This window comes from Fibrobacter succinogenes, assembly GCF_902779965.1.
In the GTDB taxonomy this organism is placed as follows: domain Bacteria; phylum Fibrobacterota; class Fibrobacteria; order Fibrobacterales; family Fibrobacteraceae; genus Fibrobacter; species Fibrobacter succinogenes_F.
On the sequence record NZ_CACZDK010000022.1, the window covers coordinates 1 to 19,121 of the forward strand.

Annotated in this window: 19 protein-coding genes; 7 read left to right on the plus strand and 12 right to left on the minus strand. The window is 45.2% G+C overall.

What is annotated here, in order from left to right; translation table 11 throughout:
* Positions 1 to 139: 139 nt before the first annotated feature.
* The 8 genes from HUF13_RS10805 to lptC form a co-directional block, all read right to left on the minus strand.
* Complete coding sequence (locus HUF13_RS10805) at positions 140 to 613, minus strand: TraR/DksA C4-type zinc finger protein (protein WP_173389899.1); 474 nt, start codon at positions 611 to 613, stop codon at positions 140 to 142.
* A gap of 124 nt (positions 614 to 737) precedes the next feature.
* Entirely contained in the window at positions 738 to 1,655 is a 918-nt protein-coding gene (locus HUF13_RS10810) for an MlaD family protein (RefSeq protein WP_173475147.1), read from the minus strand.
* Complete coding sequence (gene hprK, locus HUF13_RS10815; protein WP_173389901.1) at positions 1,648 to 2,676, minus strand: HPr(Ser) kinase/phosphatase; 1,029 nt, start codon at positions 2,674 to 2,676, stop codon at positions 1,648 to 1,650. Before hprK ends, HUF13_RS10810 begins: the two co-directional genes overlap by 8 nt.
* On the minus strand, positions 2,676 to 2,993 hold the full coding sequence (gene raiA, locus HUF13_RS10820; RefSeq protein ID WP_072829913.1) for a ribosome hibernation-promoting factor, HPF/YfiA family: 318 nt from the start codon (positions 2,991 to 2,993) through the stop codon (positions 2,676 to 2,678). Before raiA ends, hprK begins: the two co-directional genes overlap by 1 nt.
* A 192-nt stretch (positions 2,994 to 3,185) precedes the next feature.
* Positions 3,186 to 4,820 (minus strand): RNA polymerase factor sigma-54, encoded by a 1,635-nt coding sequence (gene rpoN / locus HUF13_RS10825; protein ID WP_173475148.1) that lies wholly within the window; start codon positions 4,818 to 4,820, stop codon positions 3,186 to 3,188.
* A 9-nt stretch (positions 4,821 to 4,829) separates the two neighbouring features.
* Positions 4,830 to 5,567: an LPS export ABC transporter ATP-binding protein gene (gene lptB, locus HUF13_RS10830; RefSeq protein ID WP_015731958.1), complete on the minus strand. Its 738-nt coding sequence runs from the start codon at positions 5,565 to 5,567 to the stop codon at positions 4,830 to 4,832.
* Entirely contained in the window at positions 5,564 to 6,907 is a 1,344-nt protein-coding gene (locus tag HUF13_RS10835) for a hypothetical protein (RefSeq protein ID WP_173475149.1), read from the minus strand. The genes lptB and HUF13_RS10835 overlap by 4 nt, the downstream gene beginning before the upstream one ends.
* The gene (gene lptC / locus HUF13_RS10840; protein WP_304039092.1) at positions 6,907 to 7,683 is read right to left on the minus strand and encodes an LPS export ABC transporter periplasmic protein LptC; all 777 of its coding nucleotides are present in this window, start codon (positions 7,681 to 7,683) and stop codon (positions 6,907 to 6,909) included. Before lptC ends, HUF13_RS10835 begins: the two co-directional genes overlap by 1 nt.
* Before the next feature lie 505 nt (positions 7,684 to 8,188).
* Here lptC and HUF13_RS10845 point away from each other — a divergent pair.
* The 5 genes from HUF13_RS10845 to HUF13_RS10865 all read left to right on the plus strand — a co-directional run bounded on the left by HUF13_RS10845 (position 8,189) and on the right by HUF13_RS10865 (position 11,488).
* Entirely contained in the window at positions 8,189 to 8,344 is a 156-nt protein-coding gene (locus HUF13_RS10845; RefSeq protein WP_173475151.1) for a hypothetical protein, read from the plus strand.
* 664 nt (positions 8,345 to 9,008) lie between these two features.
* Entirely contained in the window at positions 9,009 to 9,197 is a 189-nt protein-coding gene (locus HUF13_RS10850; RefSeq protein ID WP_173475152.1) for a hypothetical protein, read from the plus strand.
* 130 nt (positions 9,198 to 9,327) lie between these two features.
* Entirely contained in the window at positions 9,328 to 10,317 is a 990-nt protein-coding gene (locus HUF13_RS10855) for a hypothetical protein (protein WP_173475153.1), read from the plus strand.
* 3 nt (positions 10,318 to 10,320) lie between these two features.
* Entirely contained in the window at positions 10,321 to 10,914 is a 594-nt protein-coding gene (locus tag HUF13_RS10860) for a hypothetical protein (protein WP_173475154.1), read from the plus strand.
* A complete protein-coding gene (locus HUF13_RS10865; RefSeq protein WP_173475155.1) occupies positions 10,907 to 11,488 on the plus strand; it encodes a hypothetical protein in 582 nt (193 codons plus the stop codon). Before HUF13_RS10860 ends, HUF13_RS10865 begins: the two co-directional genes overlap by 8 nt.
* Before the next feature lie 229 nt (positions 11,489 to 11,717).
* Here HUF13_RS10865 and HUF13_RS10870 read toward each other — a convergent pair whose 3' ends face one another.
* On the minus strand, positions 11,718 to 12,191 hold the full coding sequence (locus tag HUF13_RS10870) for a 2-oxoacid:acceptor oxidoreductase family protein (protein WP_173475156.1): 474 nt from the start codon (positions 12,189 to 12,191) through the stop codon (positions 11,718 to 11,720).
* An 18-nt stretch (positions 12,192 to 12,209) separates the two neighbouring features.
* Positions 12,210 to 13,877 (minus strand): thiamine pyrophosphate-dependent enzyme, encoded by a 1,668-nt coding sequence (locus tag HUF13_RS10875; protein WP_173475157.1) that lies wholly within the window; start codon positions 13,875 to 13,877, stop codon positions 12,210 to 12,212.
* Positions 13,878 to 14,112: 235 nt separating this feature from the next.
* On the opposite strand from HUF13_RS10875, the gene HUF13_RS10880 reads away from it, so the two are divergent.
* Positions 14,113 to 14,604, plus strand: a complete 492-nt coding sequence (locus HUF13_RS10880) for a hypothetical protein (protein WP_173475158.1) — start codon at positions 14,113 to 14,115, stop codon at positions 14,602 to 14,604.
* Positions 14,605 to 14,649: 45 nt separating this feature from the next.
* Entirely contained in the window at positions 14,650 to 15,825 is a 1,176-nt protein-coding gene (locus HUF13_RS10885) for an FprA family A-type flavoprotein (protein ID WP_173475159.1), read from the plus strand.
* 277 nt (positions 15,826 to 16,102) lie between these two features.
* On the opposite strand, the gene HUF13_RS10890 is transcribed toward HUF13_RS10885, so the two are convergent.
* Entirely contained in the window at positions 16,103 to 17,230 is a 1,128-nt protein-coding gene (locus tag HUF13_RS10890) for an SUMF1/EgtB/PvdO family nonheme iron enzyme (protein ID WP_304039094.1), read from the minus strand.
* A 17-nt stretch (positions 17,231 to 17,247) separates the two neighbouring features.
* On the minus strand, positions 17,248 to 19,116 hold the full coding sequence (locus HUF13_RS10895; RefSeq protein ID WP_173475160.1) for an SUMF1/EgtB/PvdO family nonheme iron enzyme: 1,869 nt from the start codon (positions 19,114 to 19,116) through the stop codon (positions 17,248 to 17,250).
* Positions 19,117 to 19,121 lie beyond the last annotated feature (5 nt).

Genomic DNA, 19,121 nt, shown 5'->3' on the forward strand with positions numbered 1-19,121 from the left:
ATTCGTAATGGCTTAAGCTCTAATCTCACCCGCATAGCGGGTGGTTGTTAAAGCCGATGCTACGCATCGGCTTCTTACCTAAAGGACTTAATAAAAAAGGCTCGACATTTGTCGAGCCTTTTGCACACTTGTAATTAAATTACCTTCCGGCAGCCTTGCGAAGCATTTCCTTGCGCTGGGCTTCGGCAAACATCTTGGCCATTTCCATGCGGTTGTCAAGGATTTCCTTTTTCTTGGTTTCTTCCTTGCAGTTCACGCACTTAGTTGCGGTCGGCACAGCCATGAGTCTTGCCTTCGGGATCAGCTGTCCGCAAATCTTGCAGACACCAAACGTTCCGTTCTTGATGCGCTTGAGAGCTTCTTCGAGATAAACAAGGTATTTACCTTCGCGAGCCGCCAGCGAGAGGTTGGTTTCGAGCGAATTGATATCCGTTGCAGAATCAGCACCTTCAGAATCGCCACCATCACCGGACTGGTTTTTCTGGTCTAAAAACACGTTAGCCTTTTCGGACTCGCTCTGGGCGGTCACAAGCTCACGTCTCTTTTCCAAAAGCATATCTTCAAAAAACTTAAGATCAGCATCGCTCATCTTTACGGGTTTCTTCTCAGCCATATTAAACTCCTTCTTTGTGAGTTACACTGTGATAAGCACCGCTTTAAATTATCTTTTTTTTACAAAAAAGAACAATTTAAATAATATTTTTTCAAAAAAATTGTTGATAAATCCAGTAACTACTCTAAAAAATATCCACATTGAGCTTGAGACCATTCTTTTTCAAGTCGCTGAGCATGGTATCAAAATCGTTTCGCAAAGCATCAAAGTCCACTTTCAATTTAGAAGCCTCATCAAGGAACATCTTTGCCGAACCTTCGCTTTCGTCAAATTTAGTCACAATCGCTACAGCCGCTTCTTTCGAAGCGTTTGCACGTTCCATAAAGGCTCGTGCTCGATCTATGAATTCGCTTGCCTTTGAAGCGCTCTCGCCGCTACGGTCAGAAAGTTCCTGCAAGGAGCGTTCCATCTTATCGGTAACTTCGTTGTAACCGTCAACCAATTCATCTACGTAAGATTTCCACTTGCGAACATCGGCTTTTGTCACGCGAACAAGTTTTTTGGCCTTGTTTGCAATGCGGTCCATTTGCTTGCCCGTTTCACCCACAGTAATCGAATCCACAAAACTGGTAATCATTCTCTGTGCATCGCCAATGTCATTAACGGCGTCGGTCAAGTTCTTTGAAATTCCAGAAGTTCCCTCGTCATAGAGACCATTAACGGTATCGCCCTCGGCAACCAGCTTGCTAGAATTCCCCGTTATAATACTCATCTCGCGTTCGCCCATGAGCCCGGCCGTCACCAAGCGAAATTCCGAATTCACAGGAATTTTTGCTTCGGCGAGCACTCGCGCCTTCACATAGACAGCGTCATCCGTCAATTTAACATCGACGATTTCGCCCATGGAAACGCCACGGACACGTACAAGATTTCCCGGAGAAAGCGTACCAATGGTCTCGTATTTAACAACAAACGTATAGCGCTTGAAGTACGGGCTTGCCGGATGATAATAATAAGCAGCCATGCCGCACAGCACGACGATTACAACAAAAACAAAAATTGCAACAAAGTTTTTCTTGATTTTAATCCACAAACTATTCATAGAAAGACCAGCTCTGTGGATTGAAATCTAGTAAATCATCTGTAAATTCGCCTTTCGCCTTAGCCTTAATCTTTTGCAACAACGACTCATTGAACTCTTGAGCCACGTTCTGCCCGCTCATTTTCATGAGGGCGTTCATCGCAATGACTTCAGAAATCACGGTCATGTTCTTGCCAGGAGCCACAGGCAATACCACCTTCGGGATATTCACGCCCATGACGTTCTCTTCCATTTCGTTAAGGCCGGTACGTTCGTACGATACATCCTGGCGCCACTGCTGGAGTTCGACAATCATTTCGATCTTTTTCACCTTGCGAATGGCATGGATACCAAACATCGAGCGAATGTCCAAAATGCCTACGCCGCGGATTTCCATGTGATGCCGAATTAGCGGATCAGGGCGACCAATAATAGACTTACCCACATGGCTAATGTGAACAACATCATCAGCAACCATGCGGTGCCCGCTTTCGACAAGGTCAAGCACACATTCGGACTTACCCACATTGCTATCGCCCACATAGAGCATGCCCACGCCATAAACATCCACAAGGCTTCCGTGAATTACAGCATGCGGAGCAAAGAACTCGTCGAGAATTCTCTGGCTCATCTTGAAAAATTCAAAAGTATGGAGCGTTGTCGAGAATATCGGGATATGCAAACGATTGCACATCGCCTTGAGTTCATCATGCGGAGTCTGAGCGTGAGTCACCACCCACATCGGCGCACGGAATACAGACAAATTTTCAAAGATTTTTGTTCGCGCTTCAGGACCTACCGATTCCAGATAATTCCATTCCGTATGGCCAATTACCTGTATTTGCGTCGAACTATATACTTTGGTATAACCCGCCATGGCAAGACCAGGGCGGTGGATTCCGCCTTCTTCGATGCAAGCGTCCATGTCCTCTTCAGGACAGTGCGGCAGCATCTGCAAATCCTTGCCGTAGCGGATAAAAAAGTCCCGCACCGGGAAACGTTCCCGGTGCAGGATCTTTAAGTCTTTCAATCTATCAGCCATTACGTGAGTTCAGAAATGGGCTGTGCTCTATGATCGTTCTGCTTGTCGTTGGCCTTCTTGAGCTGGACCTTGATACGTTCAAGCGTTACATCGACTGCCTTACCCATGTTCTCTTCGTCGGCAGAAGCGACAACGACGGAACCTGTAATGTTGACAGAAATTTCGCAATGACGCTGGTGTTCGACTTCGTGGTCAAGAATAACAGAGGCACTAGTGATATTCGGGTAAAATTTGGCCAATTTGTCCATTTCTTCCTGAATGCGGTCCTGAAGACCTGCCGATGCGTTAAAATGACGAGCAGAAAACTGAATATCCATGATGAACCTCCGTATGTTAATGTTAACATTTATTAACGTTTAAAAACACTTTGGAACTTTCGTTCCGCAATTAAAGTATATACATCTTTTTATTTGAAAAATCCACAACTAATTTGAATTTTAATCAAATAATCGTTCCATTTTGGAATATTTACTAGGGCAAATTGCCCCAAAAACGTTTTTTTGGCGATTTTATCGTTTTCTTTGGTTTTTGGGCAATATTTTGAGTTCTTTTTCGCGGTATTTTGCCACTGTACGGCGTGCCACCTTGATTCCCTGCTTCAAAAGTTCATCACTGATGTCCTGATCGGAAAGCGGAGAAGACTTGTCTTCTTCATCAATGAGCGTCTTGATGGCATCGATAATCATCGCAGAGCCCACTTCTTCGGCATCCGGGGCTGTGCCCTGCTTCACACCAGAAGTAAAGAATTGTTTAAGTTCATAGATGCCATAAGGCGTTTCCACGTACTTCTGGTCGGTCGCGCGCTGCACCGTGCTCACCGCCAAATGGACATCGTCTGCCACATCCTGGAGAATCATCGGCTTGAGGAATGCGGGACCGTTTTCAAAGAACCCGCGCTGGCGCTTGACAATCGCACGCATCACAAGTTCAATCGTCGAGAAGCGGTTATCGACCGCCTTGATAAGGTCTGTCGCCTTCGCGAGTTGCGCCTTTACATATTCCTTGTCTTGCTTGGAAGCTGCCGGATCCGTTAAGATAGCCTTATACGTTTGATTGATGCGCAGCGACTTTTGCATTTTCGTCTTGAAGCAGACAACTTCATAATGGCCCTTCTTTTCGACAACTTTCAAGTCCGCATTAATAATATGCGAATACGAATGCGAAAGCTGGAAGCCCGGGTGCGGGCGTAATCGCGAGAGACTCGCGATTGCAGTCTTGACCTCATCGGCGGAGACGTTGAGGGCCTTTGCAATTTTGGCATAACGGAGCTGCAAAAGATTCTCGTATTCCTCTTCGAGAATGCGAATCGCAAGACTCGGGAAATTCGGAATCGCGTACGCCTGAATCAAGAAGCATTCACGCTGGTCGCGGGCGCCAATGCCGCTCGGCTTGAACGACTGCAAAACGTGAACCGCTTCACGCACTGGGAGGCTTGCCTCTTCAAGCACAAGTTCTCCACGAAGCACACGCTCGATTTCGTCGATGTACGTGTCATCGGACTTTACAATCATGGCTTCGGATGCGCTGTCGCGATTGGTATCGCACAGGAAGCCGTCATCGTTAATCGAGTTGATAAGATACTGGACCAACTTGCGGAAATGCTCTTCGGTCACACCGCATTCTTGCAACTGTTCCTGCAATTCGCGAGTGCCGTTCCAAAGGCGGAGCTGATCTTCGAGCTGTTCTTGCAAGCTTTTGCCTACATCCTTGATGGGGCGATCCCAATCTTCGTCCGGATCCTTGGAGCCCGAATTCAAATCGTTAAAGGGAGCATCATCGTACGATGTTCCATCGCCCAAATAGCTATCCCAATTCACGTCAGAAGAATCGCCGTCGAGATAACTGCTATCCACTTCAGCGGTATCGTCCAAGGAACCGCGAGCCATATCTTCGATATCTTCCGGATAATCCTCAGCATCTTTCGAGCGCGGGTCAAGTTCTTCCGGATCCTTATCGACGGGCGCTTCCAATTCATCAAAGTCGCCATCGTCCACTTCCAAAAGCGGGTTGACTTCAACTTCTTCCTTGATGGCGGTCTCCAATTCCTGCGAAGTTTTCTGAAGCATTTTCACGGACTGCAAAAGCGCAGGCGATAAAGTCTGCTCCTGCGTTTGTCCGATATTCGCTTGCATCCCGAGATTCATAAATCGCTCCTAATCCAAGCGGAAAGAATCGCCAAGGTAAATGCGACGCGCTTCCGGGTCTTCGGCCAGATGTTGCGAAGAACCTTCGGTAAGCACTTGGCTCTTGTACATAATGTAAGCGCGGTCCGTAATCGAAAGCGTTTCGCGCACGTTATGGTCAGTAATCAAAACGCCCATGCCGCGATCCTTGAGTTCCGAAATGATGGACTGGATGTCAGCAACAGCAATCGGGTCAATACCCGCAAAAGGTTCGTCGAGCAAGAGGAACGACGGATCGCTAGCAAGCGCACGAGCAATTTCAAGGCGGCGGCGTTCGCCACCAGAGCAACTCATGGATTTCGTCTTGCGGATGTGCGTAATCTTGAATTCTTCGAGAAGCTGTTCCAATTTCTTTTTGCGTTCGGCACGCTTCATGTCTTGCGTTTCGAGAATCGCCATGATGTTGTCTTCAACGGAGAGCTTGCGGAAGATGGAAGCTTCTTGCGGGAGGTAGCCCACACCCAAGCGGGCGCGCTTGTACATCGGCTTGTCCGTCATTTCGATATCGTCCAAGAAGATGTGGCCTGCATCCGGGCGGACCATACCCACAATCATATAGAACGTGGTTGTCTTTCCGGCACCATTCGGGCCAAGCAGCCCAACGATTTCACCTTGCGAAACTTGAATGGAGACATCACTCACCACCTGGCGGTGGCCATAAATCTTGCGCAGCTTGTCGGTGCGTATCGTGCTGACCAAATTTTTCACTGTGCATCCTCCGTTTTCACAGTTTCGTCCGCCGGCTTTACTTTTTCTTTCCGGCGATTGAAAAGACCTCTCAGCTTTCTTTCGTTCAAAGACTTTTGGATATAGGCCGAATCCGCTTTAGTCTTGGCCTTTTTCATATCCAGTTCTTTGCCAAAAAGCGAATCGAGTTTTGCCAAGGAATCTCTCTTAGCGTTTTCCTTGATGCGGTTCGCCTTTTCCAAATCGATGTATCGCCCGCTCGCGTTCGTCTTGTTGCCCATAAGCCTGAGCGACTTCACAGCATTTTTCTGAGCATCGAACAAGATGTGGATGGTATCACCGGTCGCTTCGTTTTTGCCAGAAACTGTCCTATCTTTTTTCACATAGAAATAAGTGCTCTGCGCCTTACCCGAAACAACCGCGCGGTCCATTCGGCCTTTTTTAAAATACAAATCGAGGCGGTCGCCGTCCATCAAATTTCGATATTCCTTCAAATCCGTTTCGTAGAAAAATCCCTTAGCGTTCACATTCACGTAAAGGCGTTCAATTTTACCTTTTTTAAATTCGCAATAGAGCGTGTCGCCAAAGGCTTCGGTCACGTTGCCGGGATTGCCGCGTTTGGGTTCTTCGTTCTGGACGCCGTGAGCGTTACGGATTACAAGTGCGGACTTGAGCATTTTGCCCGTCTCGTCAAGCACGAGGAAAATGGAATCGCCCGTGAGGTGGTAATTCTTCATGTCGCAAGTCGGGTGGCCCTTCATGCTAAGCCAGTTATCTTTGCGATTAAAGTAACCCGTATCGCAAGTGACGACCAAGTCTTTTTGCGTGAGCTTCACGTCTTGAAAGGCTTGCGCAAAACTATTCTTCTTGTCGAAAATGAGGGAACGCGATGAAATCGTTACCGTATCAATCGTACCATTCTTCTGCTTTTCGTACTGATAAAGTTTCGGCGCCATCGGAATTGTCACGATGTCTTCTTTGCGGTCGTACTTTAAATACTGACCGGTCATGAGATAATTACCTGCGGAATCGCCAGCGCTCACTTCGCCGGAGGCAATTGCAATTTCGCTCTTTCTCTGATAAGAGCCGTTCCGCGCGCGCACGAATCCAGACGGATGCGTGAAGAGGAAACCACCGCCACATTCGACCGTTTCGGTGTTGCGGTTCCAGGAAGCGCGCTGAGTCTTGAAGGCTACACTGTCATGGACAAAGTGGACATTGCCAGTCAAGAGGAGAGTTCCGCGCTTGCGGGACACATCGAGGTTATCGGCGTGATACATGATCAACGGCGAGGACTGCGCAAAAGCGAGAGTCGATGCAAGGAAGGTCGCGGCGATGAAGAGGAATGCGCGGAAATTCATCACGGGTTCCCTGCCTTTGGCTTGAGCGGGAGACCGCGTGGCGGAACATTCGGCTTCGGATTCTGGGAAGGAGACGAAGTAGGCTTGGCCGAATTTGGTTTTGCAGCCGGAGCAGGCTTAGCTGCTGGAGCCGCCTGCGATGACGAGGACGGCGGATTGTTCAGACGTTCCGCCTCAGCCTGTCGTTTGTCTTCATCCTTCATGCGCTTTGCCGCATCCTGAAAAATACCCGTCACATTCGAAAGAATTTTCCAGTTGTCGAACTGCGCATCGCTTTCAAAACCGACTCCCTGCAACACGTCGCCATCTTCGGAGACAACGCGTACATAGCTTGCAGTTCTGACCAAATTATCTTTCTTGTTCCAGAGGAGCGAATCAGCACGGACCGAGGCGCCCTTGGGAGTCAGCGCATAAACGTGACCGTAAGCGTAAACGTACGTGAATGTCATGTCGAGACTGCCGGAGTCCGCGCGCAAGAACGCCACGCGCTCGCCGATGGAATCGTAAATGTCCACGAACACCGGACGCACCGTCACAATTTCCTTGTCGGCCCAGCGTTCCAAATAAGCGGTTTTCAGGCGCCAGTTGAGCACGCCCTTGTCGTAGCTGTCGAGAAGCGTCGTATCGGTAAAAAGCATCTGCGGGCGCTCGACGCGAATCCAAGGCTTGGGTTCCTCGATTTCTTCGCAACCGAGGAAAAGCATGGCGCAAAGGGCACAGGCGAAAACCCCGCAAAGACGGGTCGCCGAGAGGATGTTCCATGATATGTTCTGCAAAAATTGTGCCACGAATACAAATTACAAATAAAAAGGGGCAGGAATTGGGAAATTATGCTTATTTTGCGTTGTTTTAGCCCTTAAAAACGAAAAAAAGTAAAATGACTTTCAATTTCAAATGTACATCATGCGGGAGGGGCCCAAGCTCGGAGTTGCGAAGGCCGCACGGGCCCCTCCCTGCACCCTCCCCATCCTTGGCCGACGCTTTTGAGTTTCAGAAATTATTTAGTAGAAAAATTATTTTTCTACTAAATAATTTTAGATATATAATAAAGGTCTAATACTAATGGCATATTCGAAAGGAGTGTAGTACAATGTTATCCGTAATAGCAATTGCACAAATCGATGCTCTTTATCGAAAATTGCTCTCATATTCAAATGCATCAGACGATCTTATACAAAAGCACAATGAATATGTAAACAACAAATACGGAGACATTAGAATCACACAAAAAAATAATAACAACAATGATGTTGATTTACCGTTTTAAATAAGAGGTCTAGTATGTCCACTTTGCAAACGAAAACAGACAATAAATCAAACAATAACGCAATTGAATTATCTCTTGAAAAAGCAATCGACGATACAAGAAAGCTAGAGAATTTACATGGGCCTTTTTCTTCAGCAAAAGAAGCCCTAGCCTCTATGCTAGAAGATTAATCTTGTACGACAACGCAATCATATTCAGGATGACACACAAAAAAAGCGAGGAACATCCTCGCCAAAGATGGACCTGGGTCTTTCGACCAGCCCACTTGTAATTTACCAAATTCTTTGCTAAAAATCAACATAGAGAGCATATTCCAACTTGGAATACCGTCTGGCGTTCCCCAATGGGAAGTTTTTGCATTTTTTCGCACAAAAATAGCCTGCTTTATAAACTTTTTAAGCGGAATGCTCTTTTTTGAGTTATTTTTTAAGCGAAAAAGAGTTTAGCTCTTGTTCTCTAAGCGAAATCTGCAAATTTCAAGTATTCGAGGACAAGGCGAACGCTCACGCAGATATGCCGTTTTGCGGTGTATCTCGGTTTGCTGTACCGACTTCTTAGTCGGTCTTTGGTCGTATGACCAAAGGGCAACAGCCCTTTTGGGGCGTGGGGCGTTTGCGTTTATCGAATACAGGCATTGCAGAGCCTCGCTTAGGTAAATTGCAACGATCTACGCCTTTTTTGTATATCTGCATAATTGGCGCAAATCTTTGACGAACAGGGGAAAAACTCTAGGCTATACGCCTAGTGGACTTTTGCATATGCAAAAAACATCGTGCTGAAACCCGCGCGGCATGGTGTTTTACAACCTGCGGGGATTTTATAAGGAGAAATAATATGGCTATTGCGCTTGTGAAAAAAAATGGTGCTTACTACGAGGTAATCGATGAAAATGGCTATGTACTTTTTTCATGGGTGAAGGATGGTCTGCATGGATATACAAGTTCGACTGTCACCTTTAAAAATGGAGCTTATTTGGAGACGTATAACGCAGAGGGTGAACTCATTAATAGCGTTTTGGAGTGAGTTCTGGTGAAAAAAAAGAGCTTAATTAACATGACTCTTTTTTTATTGTCTAATAAACGGTTAAAGCCCTGCACTTTCTGTGCAGGGTAGTTCATTCAAAACAATTTACCATATCCGTAAAGGAGTAAAAATGAATGGAATACTTACCTTAAATGGAGTAGAAAAAGCTTCCGTTTCAAATTTGGAATTTGAAGATCTCGGTGTTCCTAATACCAAAATAAAGGGGGTAATAAATTCTCCACACCCTTTCAAATCTTCATCAGATCTTTTGAGGAAAGATGGATTCAATATAACTGGCATCCAGCTGGTCTTTTCATCTGTAGTATTCGTGAATATTCAAATAAAAGATGAAGTCTGGTATTTTGAATCTATTGGTTCCTTTAATATACAGTCTGAATCCAATCCGAGAGCAACTTTGAAAGACATACAAAATAATGTACAAAATTCTGAAAATGCATTTAGATTAAATTCGGAACAGAAAGATCCCCGTCGATTAACCAACATTGATTGGAGTAAAGATACTCCTAAAACAGTGGAGGCATGGAAAGCTCTTTCTCCTGAAGAAAAACTTGACTGGTCGATTTGGCATGAAATCAAACTTCAACATTTATTTGCTTCGATTGCCATTCTGTTAGAAATTATTTTGGCAATTGTAGCGATCGTTTGTTTGGAAACTGGTGTAGGCATGTCAATACTGATTTGCTTGGCAACCTTGGCTCTTGCTATCGTTACAGGCGTTTTCAGTAGTTTTTTGTATCGTGCCCTGCGCGCTTGTGTAGCAGGTGGTTTGATAGGCTCAGTAGTTGCCTTTATTGTTTTGGCGGCGACATCTGAGGGAACTCTTCGTACGCTGCTAATAATTTTAGGCTATATTGGAAGCATTGCTCTTATGGGTTCTATGGAAGCGAAGGGTGCCATTGGAAAAAAGATTCCTGATTTTCCTGGGCCAACGGAACCCAGTCTTATAGAAGACATGAAAGAACTTCGTAAGCAATTTAAGAAAAATATGCCGAAAAGAACTAAGAAACCGAAAAAAAGTAAACCATCTGAAAACTTTGGACAGTATATGGATCGTCAGGTAAAGAGCGCCGAAAAGATGAAAGACACTTTCGGTTGGTAAAAAATGCAACAGGTGGTAGCTTGGTTTGGGTGGGGTGATGGCATTGGCGCCCTAGCGGGTGTCAGTGCCGTTTTAACTATACTCGTTGTTATTGTTCCTGTTGTTATTGGAATGTTGCTTTCTAGTTTGAAACGACTGGAAATTAAAATGATTGCTGTGTTTAGTCACAGTCTAGTGCGCTTTTTCATGCGTTATGTCACGTTCCCAGGAATCGTTATTCATGAATTATCGCATTTTATTTTTGCCGTAATTACGGGTGCTGAAGTTCGGGATATAAGCTTTTTCGAAGACGATGACGGTCGGCTTGGACATGTAACAACTCACGCTCGTGGGCCTTGGTTTATTGTTGCAATTCAATATACTCTAATTGCTATAGCTCCAGTGGTTGTGGGCCTGACTTTAGGATTTCTTTTGCTGCGGTATATTTTTGCAGAACAACATTCTTTGGGGATGAATATCGGTTTGTGGTATTTGGTTGTTTGTCTTATAAATCATTCTACCATGAGTAAATCCGATATTGAAGGATATTTTCGAGGCGTGTGGATTTTTATAGTTCCTTTTTTCACGCTGTTTTTGATGATGGGAATATATGCTTAAATTGCAGGTTATGACAATAAAACTATTGACAATTGTTTTCTTACTAGTGATTCCTCTTTGGGCTGTTGTTATTAAGCCGCCCTTTTCGAATAGAGATATTCTGATTTATCTTCAGAATTCAACAAGGACCAGTACTGTAGCGGTTCTCAGTACGATGCCCATGGTTGTTGACGGGAAATACAAATGCCCTTACATTGGTTCTGTGTATGGTCCTATGGACAAAGATTTTACCTGTGCCGATGCATTTGTCTATCATCTAGTAAGAGTAGCTGCAAACAATAAAAAAACTTTAGACTGTTACTATGATTACGACCAACTTAGCGGCGGTCATCCTGTTTCAGTCCCAAATCAAAAGGAATGTCCCGACATTCTTGTCAGCTATGCTGGAATGAAATTTTTTGCAGCCGTTTACTTCGATGAACTTGATGATTACCGACTGTATTACTACGATATGGAAATTCCGAAACAAGTTTTTCAAGGAGATCTTGAAAAATTCCCTAAAGTACAATCACAAATACTGTATCGGCAAAAGCACATGCAAAAAGATAAGCCTAAGAAAGAAATTGTTTTTTAAGTGCATTAGGATTTATCTTCCCATAGGGGGAACACACATAAAAATGAGACCCCGGCACGGTGGCCGGGGTGACAATGTAATTCGAGAATTTACTGGGTCCTTCCGCCTACGGCGTCAGGATGACGCTATAAAAAAGGCGACCCCGGCATGGTTCGGCAGGCTCACCAACCTTAGGCCGGGGTGACATTGTAAAGGCGATCCCGCAACAAGTGCGGGATGACAATGCTAATTAGCCTTCGCGGCCAAGCATGAACGCCTTCTTGTTGCCTTCGTGGAACTTTTCAGCGAAGAGCTTGTTCAAAGCGACGGTCCACTGTTCGACGGTGAAGTCGAAGTACTTGGAGAGCTTGCCGAGCATGGCGACGTTCAAAGCCTTCACGTTTTCGAGCTTGGAAACATCGATGTCAGCCGGCGTGAGGAGCACGCCACCCTGCTTCATGTAGGCTTCGTTCACGACAACCTGCGTTTCGTCAAAGACGACGAGGTAGTCGGCTTCGCCGGTCGGGATCATCGGGGACTGAACTTCTTCATCCTTCGCAAAGCGGACGTCAGAAGCGATGGAACCGCCGCGCTGGCTCATGCCATGGACTTCGGCCTTCTTCACGTCATAACCTTGTTCGAAAACAAGTTCGGCCATCACGTCACTAGCCTTGATAACACCTGTGCCACCGAGGCCTGCAAATTTAACGTTAATTACGCTCATAATTATTCAACCTCTCTATTAAATGTTTCCATTCTTCTTGGCAGCGGCTTCTGCTTCGGCGAGGGCCTTTTCTGCCTTTTCCTTGTTAGCCTTGTCCCAAGCGAGGATGCTCTTGAGAGCGAGAATGCACGGGCTCTTCGCGACGATGAGCGTGAGTTCGTCCTTTTCAAGGGATTCCTTCACGAGGCGCTTGAATTCTTCCGGTTCCTTGACCTGGTTCACTTCGTAGACGTTGTCGAAACCGGCGGTCTTTGCAATGGCACCGTAGTCGAGCTTGTATGCCGGAGAGTGGTCGAGGTGACGGCCCGTACCCGGATGTTCCTGCTGACCGGTCATAGCGGTGATGCTGTTGTCGAGAATGATGACGACGTGGCCGGTTTCCGGGCGGTTGTAACCCGCTTCCACAAGACCAGTAATACCGCTGTGAACAAACGTAGAGTCCCCAATCACGGAGACAACGCGCTTTGCCTGTTCGCGCGGGAGCACGTTGCGGAGGCCGATACCCATACCGATAGCGGCACCCATGTCAATCATGTAGTCCATGGCGCTAATCGGCGGAAGAGCGGCGAGCGTGTAGCAGCCGATGTCACCGGAAACGATGCAGTCGAGTTCCTTGAGAACTGCGAAGGAGCTGCGGTGCGGGCAGCCCGGGCAAAGCATAGGCGGCTTACCCTTGACCGGAACCGGATCCGGGCTCTTGTCGCCAGCGATAATGCGGCGGACGCGATTCACGTCGAGTTCACCAAAGCGGAAAATCGGGTCAAACTTGCTTTCGCACTGGATGCCTGCGGCCTTGATGTTTTCAGCAAGCCACGGGTCGTTTTCTTCGATGACCATGAGGCGCTTGCCTTCGAACTTCTTCGCGAAATCCTTGATGAGCTGCATCGGCAGCGGGTAGGTCATGCCGAGCTTGAGGATACTTGCTTCCGGAGCGGCTTCACGAACGTGGTGGTAGCTGATGCCGCTGACGATGATACCGAAATCAGCGCTGCGCATTTCGACCTTGTTCGGGCCTTCGGCAACGTTCCAGGCTTCCATTTCGTCCATCTTGGCGCGGAGGCGACGGCCAGCCGGCTTGGAAAATCCCGGTACCATCACGTGCTGGGCGATATTGCGTTCGAAGTTCGGCACCATAGCCGGGAGTTCTTCCTTCGGCACGACGATAGACTTGGAATGATCTACACGGGTGGTCATGCGGAGGATGACAGGAATCTTGAACTTTTCGCTCGTCTGCATGGCGATGCGGAAGAAGTCGTATGCTTCCTGAGAGTTGGATGGTTCGAACATCGGGCAAACGGATGCCTTCGCGTGGTTACGCGTATCCTGTTCGTTCTGGGAGCTGCCCTGACCCGGGTCATCGGCAACAATCCACACCATGCCACCATCGACACCCGTGTAAGTTGCAGTATAGAGAACATCACTTGCCACATTCAAGCCAACCATCTTCATGGTGACAACACTGCGAGCGTGACCAAAAGCGGCACCGAGAGCAACTTCGGCAGCGACCTTTTCGTTCGGAGCCCACTGGGCATAGCCACCCAGTTCAGAGTAATCTTCCAAGATTTCGGTGGACGGAGTTCCCGGATAACCTGCGGCAAGCTGCACATTGCAATGACGCATGGAAAGGGAAATGGCTTCGTTACCCGAAATCAGCATCTTTTTCGCATTTGGATCAAAAGCTGGCATGATATTCCTTTTTTGTTTTAATCGTTTTTTAAACGAACGCAAATATAGAAAAAAGGATTGCGCGGGATCCTCGCCGATCCTTGCAACAACACGTTTGGACTACATTTTCGTATTTATCAGTCGTAATCCAACACATCGATGTACTATCTAGCAGCCATTAAACAAAAAATCTACAAATCAACACACTCAGCAAAATTGGTCTCGACCACTTCCTTTTTTGCTATATTACAACCAAATGAATAATGAAAGAAAAACATTCTACACCTTTGCTGTTTTTGCAGCACTATTCCTCACCGGATGCGCATCTATCTTTTTCTCGACTTTGAATCTACAACATGTCACTGTCGTGGCTGATGACGATGACGCATACGACTTTTATGTAAATGGAATCCTTAAATGCGAAAATACGAACGAGTGTGACTTTTACCGTTCCACGATTTCGCGATGCCAGTTGACCATTGAAGCAAAAATCGACGAAGTAGTCTTGGGCACGGAAAAATATGGCTACTGGAAAGAATATTCCTTCATCGAGCAGATGTTTCGAAACAAGGATGATGACGAAAAGGAGAATAAGTGCCCCGAGGGCCTCTTCAGCGGGGCTCAAGCGGTTGTGAAAATCGATCAAGAAACAAAGAAACGCGAGAGTGCCGCCAGGGAAAGGGCATGGCTTAAAAATTCTGATACACAGTGGGAGGCATCCCCTCACCGTTCAAATTTTGCAAAATAGGGTCTAATAAAATACTATTATTCCTACAAACCTTTGGAGGTATTCATGATTGTTTCAGATTTTAGTGAAAACATCAAGTTTGTCGGTGTGGATGATCGCGAGATTGATCTTTTTGAAGGGCAGTATAAAGTTCCCGATGGAATTTCTTACAATTCTTTTGTGATTTTTGATGAAAAGATTGCTGTGACGGACTCGGTCGATGCACACAAAGTATCGGAATGGTTGCAGAATATCGAAAACGCATTGCAGGGCAAAACGCCCGACTACTTGATTGTCCACCATTTGGAACCCGACCACGCTGGCGGTTTTCTCGAATTCATCAAGAAGTACCCGGACGCAACTATCGCCGCATCTGCAAAAGCGCTTGCGTTCATTCCGCAGTTCTTTAAGCTCCCCGAAGGCACAAAAACGCTTACGCTCAAGGATGGCGACACGCTTTCGCTCGGCAAGCACACGCTAAAGTTTATCGCAGCCCCGATGGTCCATTGGCCCGAAGTCTTGCTCAGCTACGATGAATCCGAAAAGCTTCTGTTCTCGGCAGACGCATTCGGCACATTCGGACTTTCTGGAAAACTCGGCGAAGACTGGGTCAGCGAAGCGAGACGTTACTACATCAACATCGTCGGGAAATACGGCATGCAGGTACAGAGCGTTTTGAAGAAGCTCGCCGGTATCGAAGTCAAGACGATTTGCCCGTTGCACGGTCCCGTTATTACGGACAATTTAAACTTCTACATTGACAAGTACAACACTTGGAGCAGCTACACGCCTGAAACGCAGGGCGTGTTCGTCGCATACGCAGGCGTTTACGGTCACACGGCAGAAGCCGCAAAGAAGCTCGCCGAATCGCTCCGCGAAAAAGGCGTTGACGTGACGATTATGGATTTGGCCCGCACGTATTCTTCGGAGACGGTCGCACAGGCGTTCCGCTACAGCCATCTCGCCGTATGCGCAACAACGCTTGATGCAGGCCTCTTCCCCGCTGCCGAAAAGTTCCTCACGCACATCAAGGCGAAAAACTACTGCAACCGTAAAGTCGGCATTGTCGAAAACGGCACTTGGGCTCCGATGGCCGCAAAGAAAATGCACGAGATTCTCGACACGCTCAAGAACGTGACATTCTGCGAAACGACGGTCACGCTCAAGTCCGCACTCGACGAGACTTCAGCCGCGAAGCTCGAAGAACTCGCCGTAGAATTCGCGAAGGATTTGGGGAAATAGAACTTAGTTAGCAGAACTTAGAAAAATTGTGCAAAAAAGTCGGCGGAAGCCGACTTTCTCGTTTTCAGAGCAGGAGGTGGTAAAAGCTATTCGTAGGAATCTGATTTGACTTCGCTCCATTTGGCGTTATTGCCGATGTTGCGGATGAGGCGGAAACCGGCTGCCTGTCCCCCATTGTAATTTGACATATAGAATCCATAGTGAATCCATTTCCAATAAGGCGATGTATCGTAAGAATTGCGTACATAAATTTTTTTGACATAATTATCCCCACCCTTTAAACAAGACGGTCGACCTTTAAGAAATCGAAAAGGATTTTTTTCTTCAAATAAAACATGTTCTTCAACAAGACCAAATATGTCGTATAGGCCATATCCATTTGGAAGCAATTGTCCCACGGGTTCTGAAACTTCAAATTCTTGCCATGTGTCAAATCGAGCGTATTTGGAAGCTTCTTCAAATGTAACAGAAGAGTCTCCCCAAGGTGCACTATTTTTTTATCTCCGCCACGAGCAAATATCATCCATTCATCATAATAAGGAAGCCTATATCCATCAGATGATTTATCTACAGTAACTTGGATTAACCGGTCTTTACTCTTACTTAAATCAAAAAAGCCAATAATATAATGACCTTTTGATAAAATTTTTTGTTCTTCTTGTTCGTCTGTTTTAGAAAATTTATAATACGGTTTTAGTCCTTCTCTAATGCTACGTGCGTTTGCATACTTCATCGCTTGTAGCAAGAAAACTGTACACGCAGCAGTATCTTTGGGCATGCAATTTTTGTTTCGTTCACTTCTTTTTTTCCTTTCCATCCATTGATTTGCGTATTTTTGAAGTCTTGAATTTGCAAGAGATGGTTCCATAGAAATCGAATCCCACATTAATTGTGTGATTTCACAGTTTGTTACTGGGTACTTATCTACTAAATAAGAACCTGTAACTGATATAAGTCTTTCAGGATCTTCTTCAACTGGATTGTTGCTTATTATCCGTTTTAATACAGAGTCTTTTCCTCTGAATTCGTTATAACCTATGAGAACCTCTTCATTCTTGAAATCCAGATACTTCATCCCGACCGCTAAATTGATTTTGTGGAAACTATCAGTGTCGAAAAACTTCACATTGATTGTGCTAACACCAATAAGCGTTGGAACTCGAACTTTCAAACAAGATTCACCAAGAACTATAGAATCTAGCGTAGTATTCCATACTCGTACTTTGGAGTCTATGCAGATTTTTACAATTTCGTTTTTTTCAACTTCAAGCCAAGTTTCGGCTTTTAATGAATCACGTTTTAAAGCGATATATTTTTCCTTATCCGAGCAGGCTGTACAAAACAATGAACAAGCAATGCAGAAAAACACACATAAAGCCGACATTTTTATTTTCAAGATATTCATCAAAAACCATTTATCAACTATTTTAAAAGTTCATAATAAAATCTATCCGTACTATCTTTTATACATAAAATAACAGCATCTTCATAATTTCCGGCATCGTCTTCGTTTTTCGTGAACAGCAACGGTTTTCCTTTTGAATTGGTCATCGTCTGATATATATAATAACCTTTCTCCTCGCCATTTCTATAAAGCACAAGATTCACCGGTTTAAAATCGTATGGAGTTTTGTCTTCTTTCCAAAGGTTCAAACGAACTTTCAGCGACTTTTTTCTAGTCTTGGGACTTTTTTTCACATAGACCTTGGCAACTCTCGCAAAATTGCTATTCGCAAAATAGGAACGAATCCAATCGTTTGGGATAGCATTGATAAGCGGAATCGCGGGAATTTCAGGAGCTACCGTTCCGTTTTCTTGAAGATTCCCATATACAATATTTGAGGAAGTCACAGAAACCAAGCCCGTAAGCAAAACTTTGCCTTTACGTACAACAGCAGAATCAACTTTCGGTTTGCTATCGGTTCCCAATATCAAAGGCAAAGACTCGACAAGAATTTCGCTCTTATCTATTTCCACTTTACCTTTTTGCGATGAACTATCAGAATTTGATTCATCCGTTTTATTTTCGTTCCATTTGGCGTTATTGCCGATGTTGCGGATGAGACGGAAACCGCCTGGATAACCTCCGTTATAATTGGGTTCGTATAAACCATAGTTCGCATTTTTCCAGTCAGTGGCTTCATCAAAAGGATAATCATTAGGATTTTTTTTGATATGGTTGTCTCCGCCCTTCAAACAGGAAGGACGGTTTTTTAGATAACTGAAATGGTTCTTTTTTTCGAAAAGAACATGCTCCCATACTAGTCCGAAAATATCATATAGACCATATCCATTGGGTTTTAATTGTCCTACGGGTTCTGACTTGCCAAATTGCACCCATGAGTCGAATCGAGCGTATTTGGAAGCTTCTTCAAATGTTGCGGAAGAATCTCCCCAAGGAGCTTTGTTTTTTTTGTCACCACCTCGAGCAAACATCATCCATTCGTCATAATAAGGTAGTCTATATCCATCGGAAGAGGAATCAATAGTGACTTTGATGAAGACATCTTCGTGGTCATGAAATGAATAAAAACCGGTGACAAAATGACCTTTTGATAAAATTTTAGATTCTGAAATGAATGCTTTTGAAAACTTGTAGTATGGTTTTAGTCCTTCGCGAACACTGCGTGCGTTTGCATACTTCATTGCTTGCAGTAAAAAAATGATGCTTGCTGCGGTATCCTTAGATATGCAATTCTTATTGCGTTCGCTATTTTTCTTTCTAAGGGCCCATTCTTCGGCATATTTTTTTAATCTTCCTTTCCCAAAGGAAGGGTTCGTTGGTATGCTGTCCCACATCAATTGCGTAATCTCGCAGTTTGTTACGGGATATTTATCTACTAGGTACGATCCTGTTATTACCTCTAACCTTTCCGGGTCTTCTATTTTCTGATATATCCCTGTGATTTTGTTATACCCTAATAGCACTTCTTCATTCTTGAAATTTAAGTACTTCATCCCGACCGCTAAATTGATTTTGTGGGAACTATCAGTGTCGAAAAACTTCACATTAATTGGATAGACTCCTATAAGCGTCGGAACTCGAACTTTCAAACAGGATTCACCAAGAACAATAGAATCTAGCGTAGTATTCCATACTTGTACTTTTGAGTCGATGCAAATTTTGACGGTCTCGTTTTTCTCAACTTCGAGCCAAGTTTCGGCATTTAATGAGCTGCGGTTTAAAACGATATATTTTTCCCTATCTGAGCACGCTGTACAAAATAGTGTGCAAGCCATGCAGAGGAATATACCTAAAGCCGATATTGTTATTTTCAAGACATTCATCATAGTCA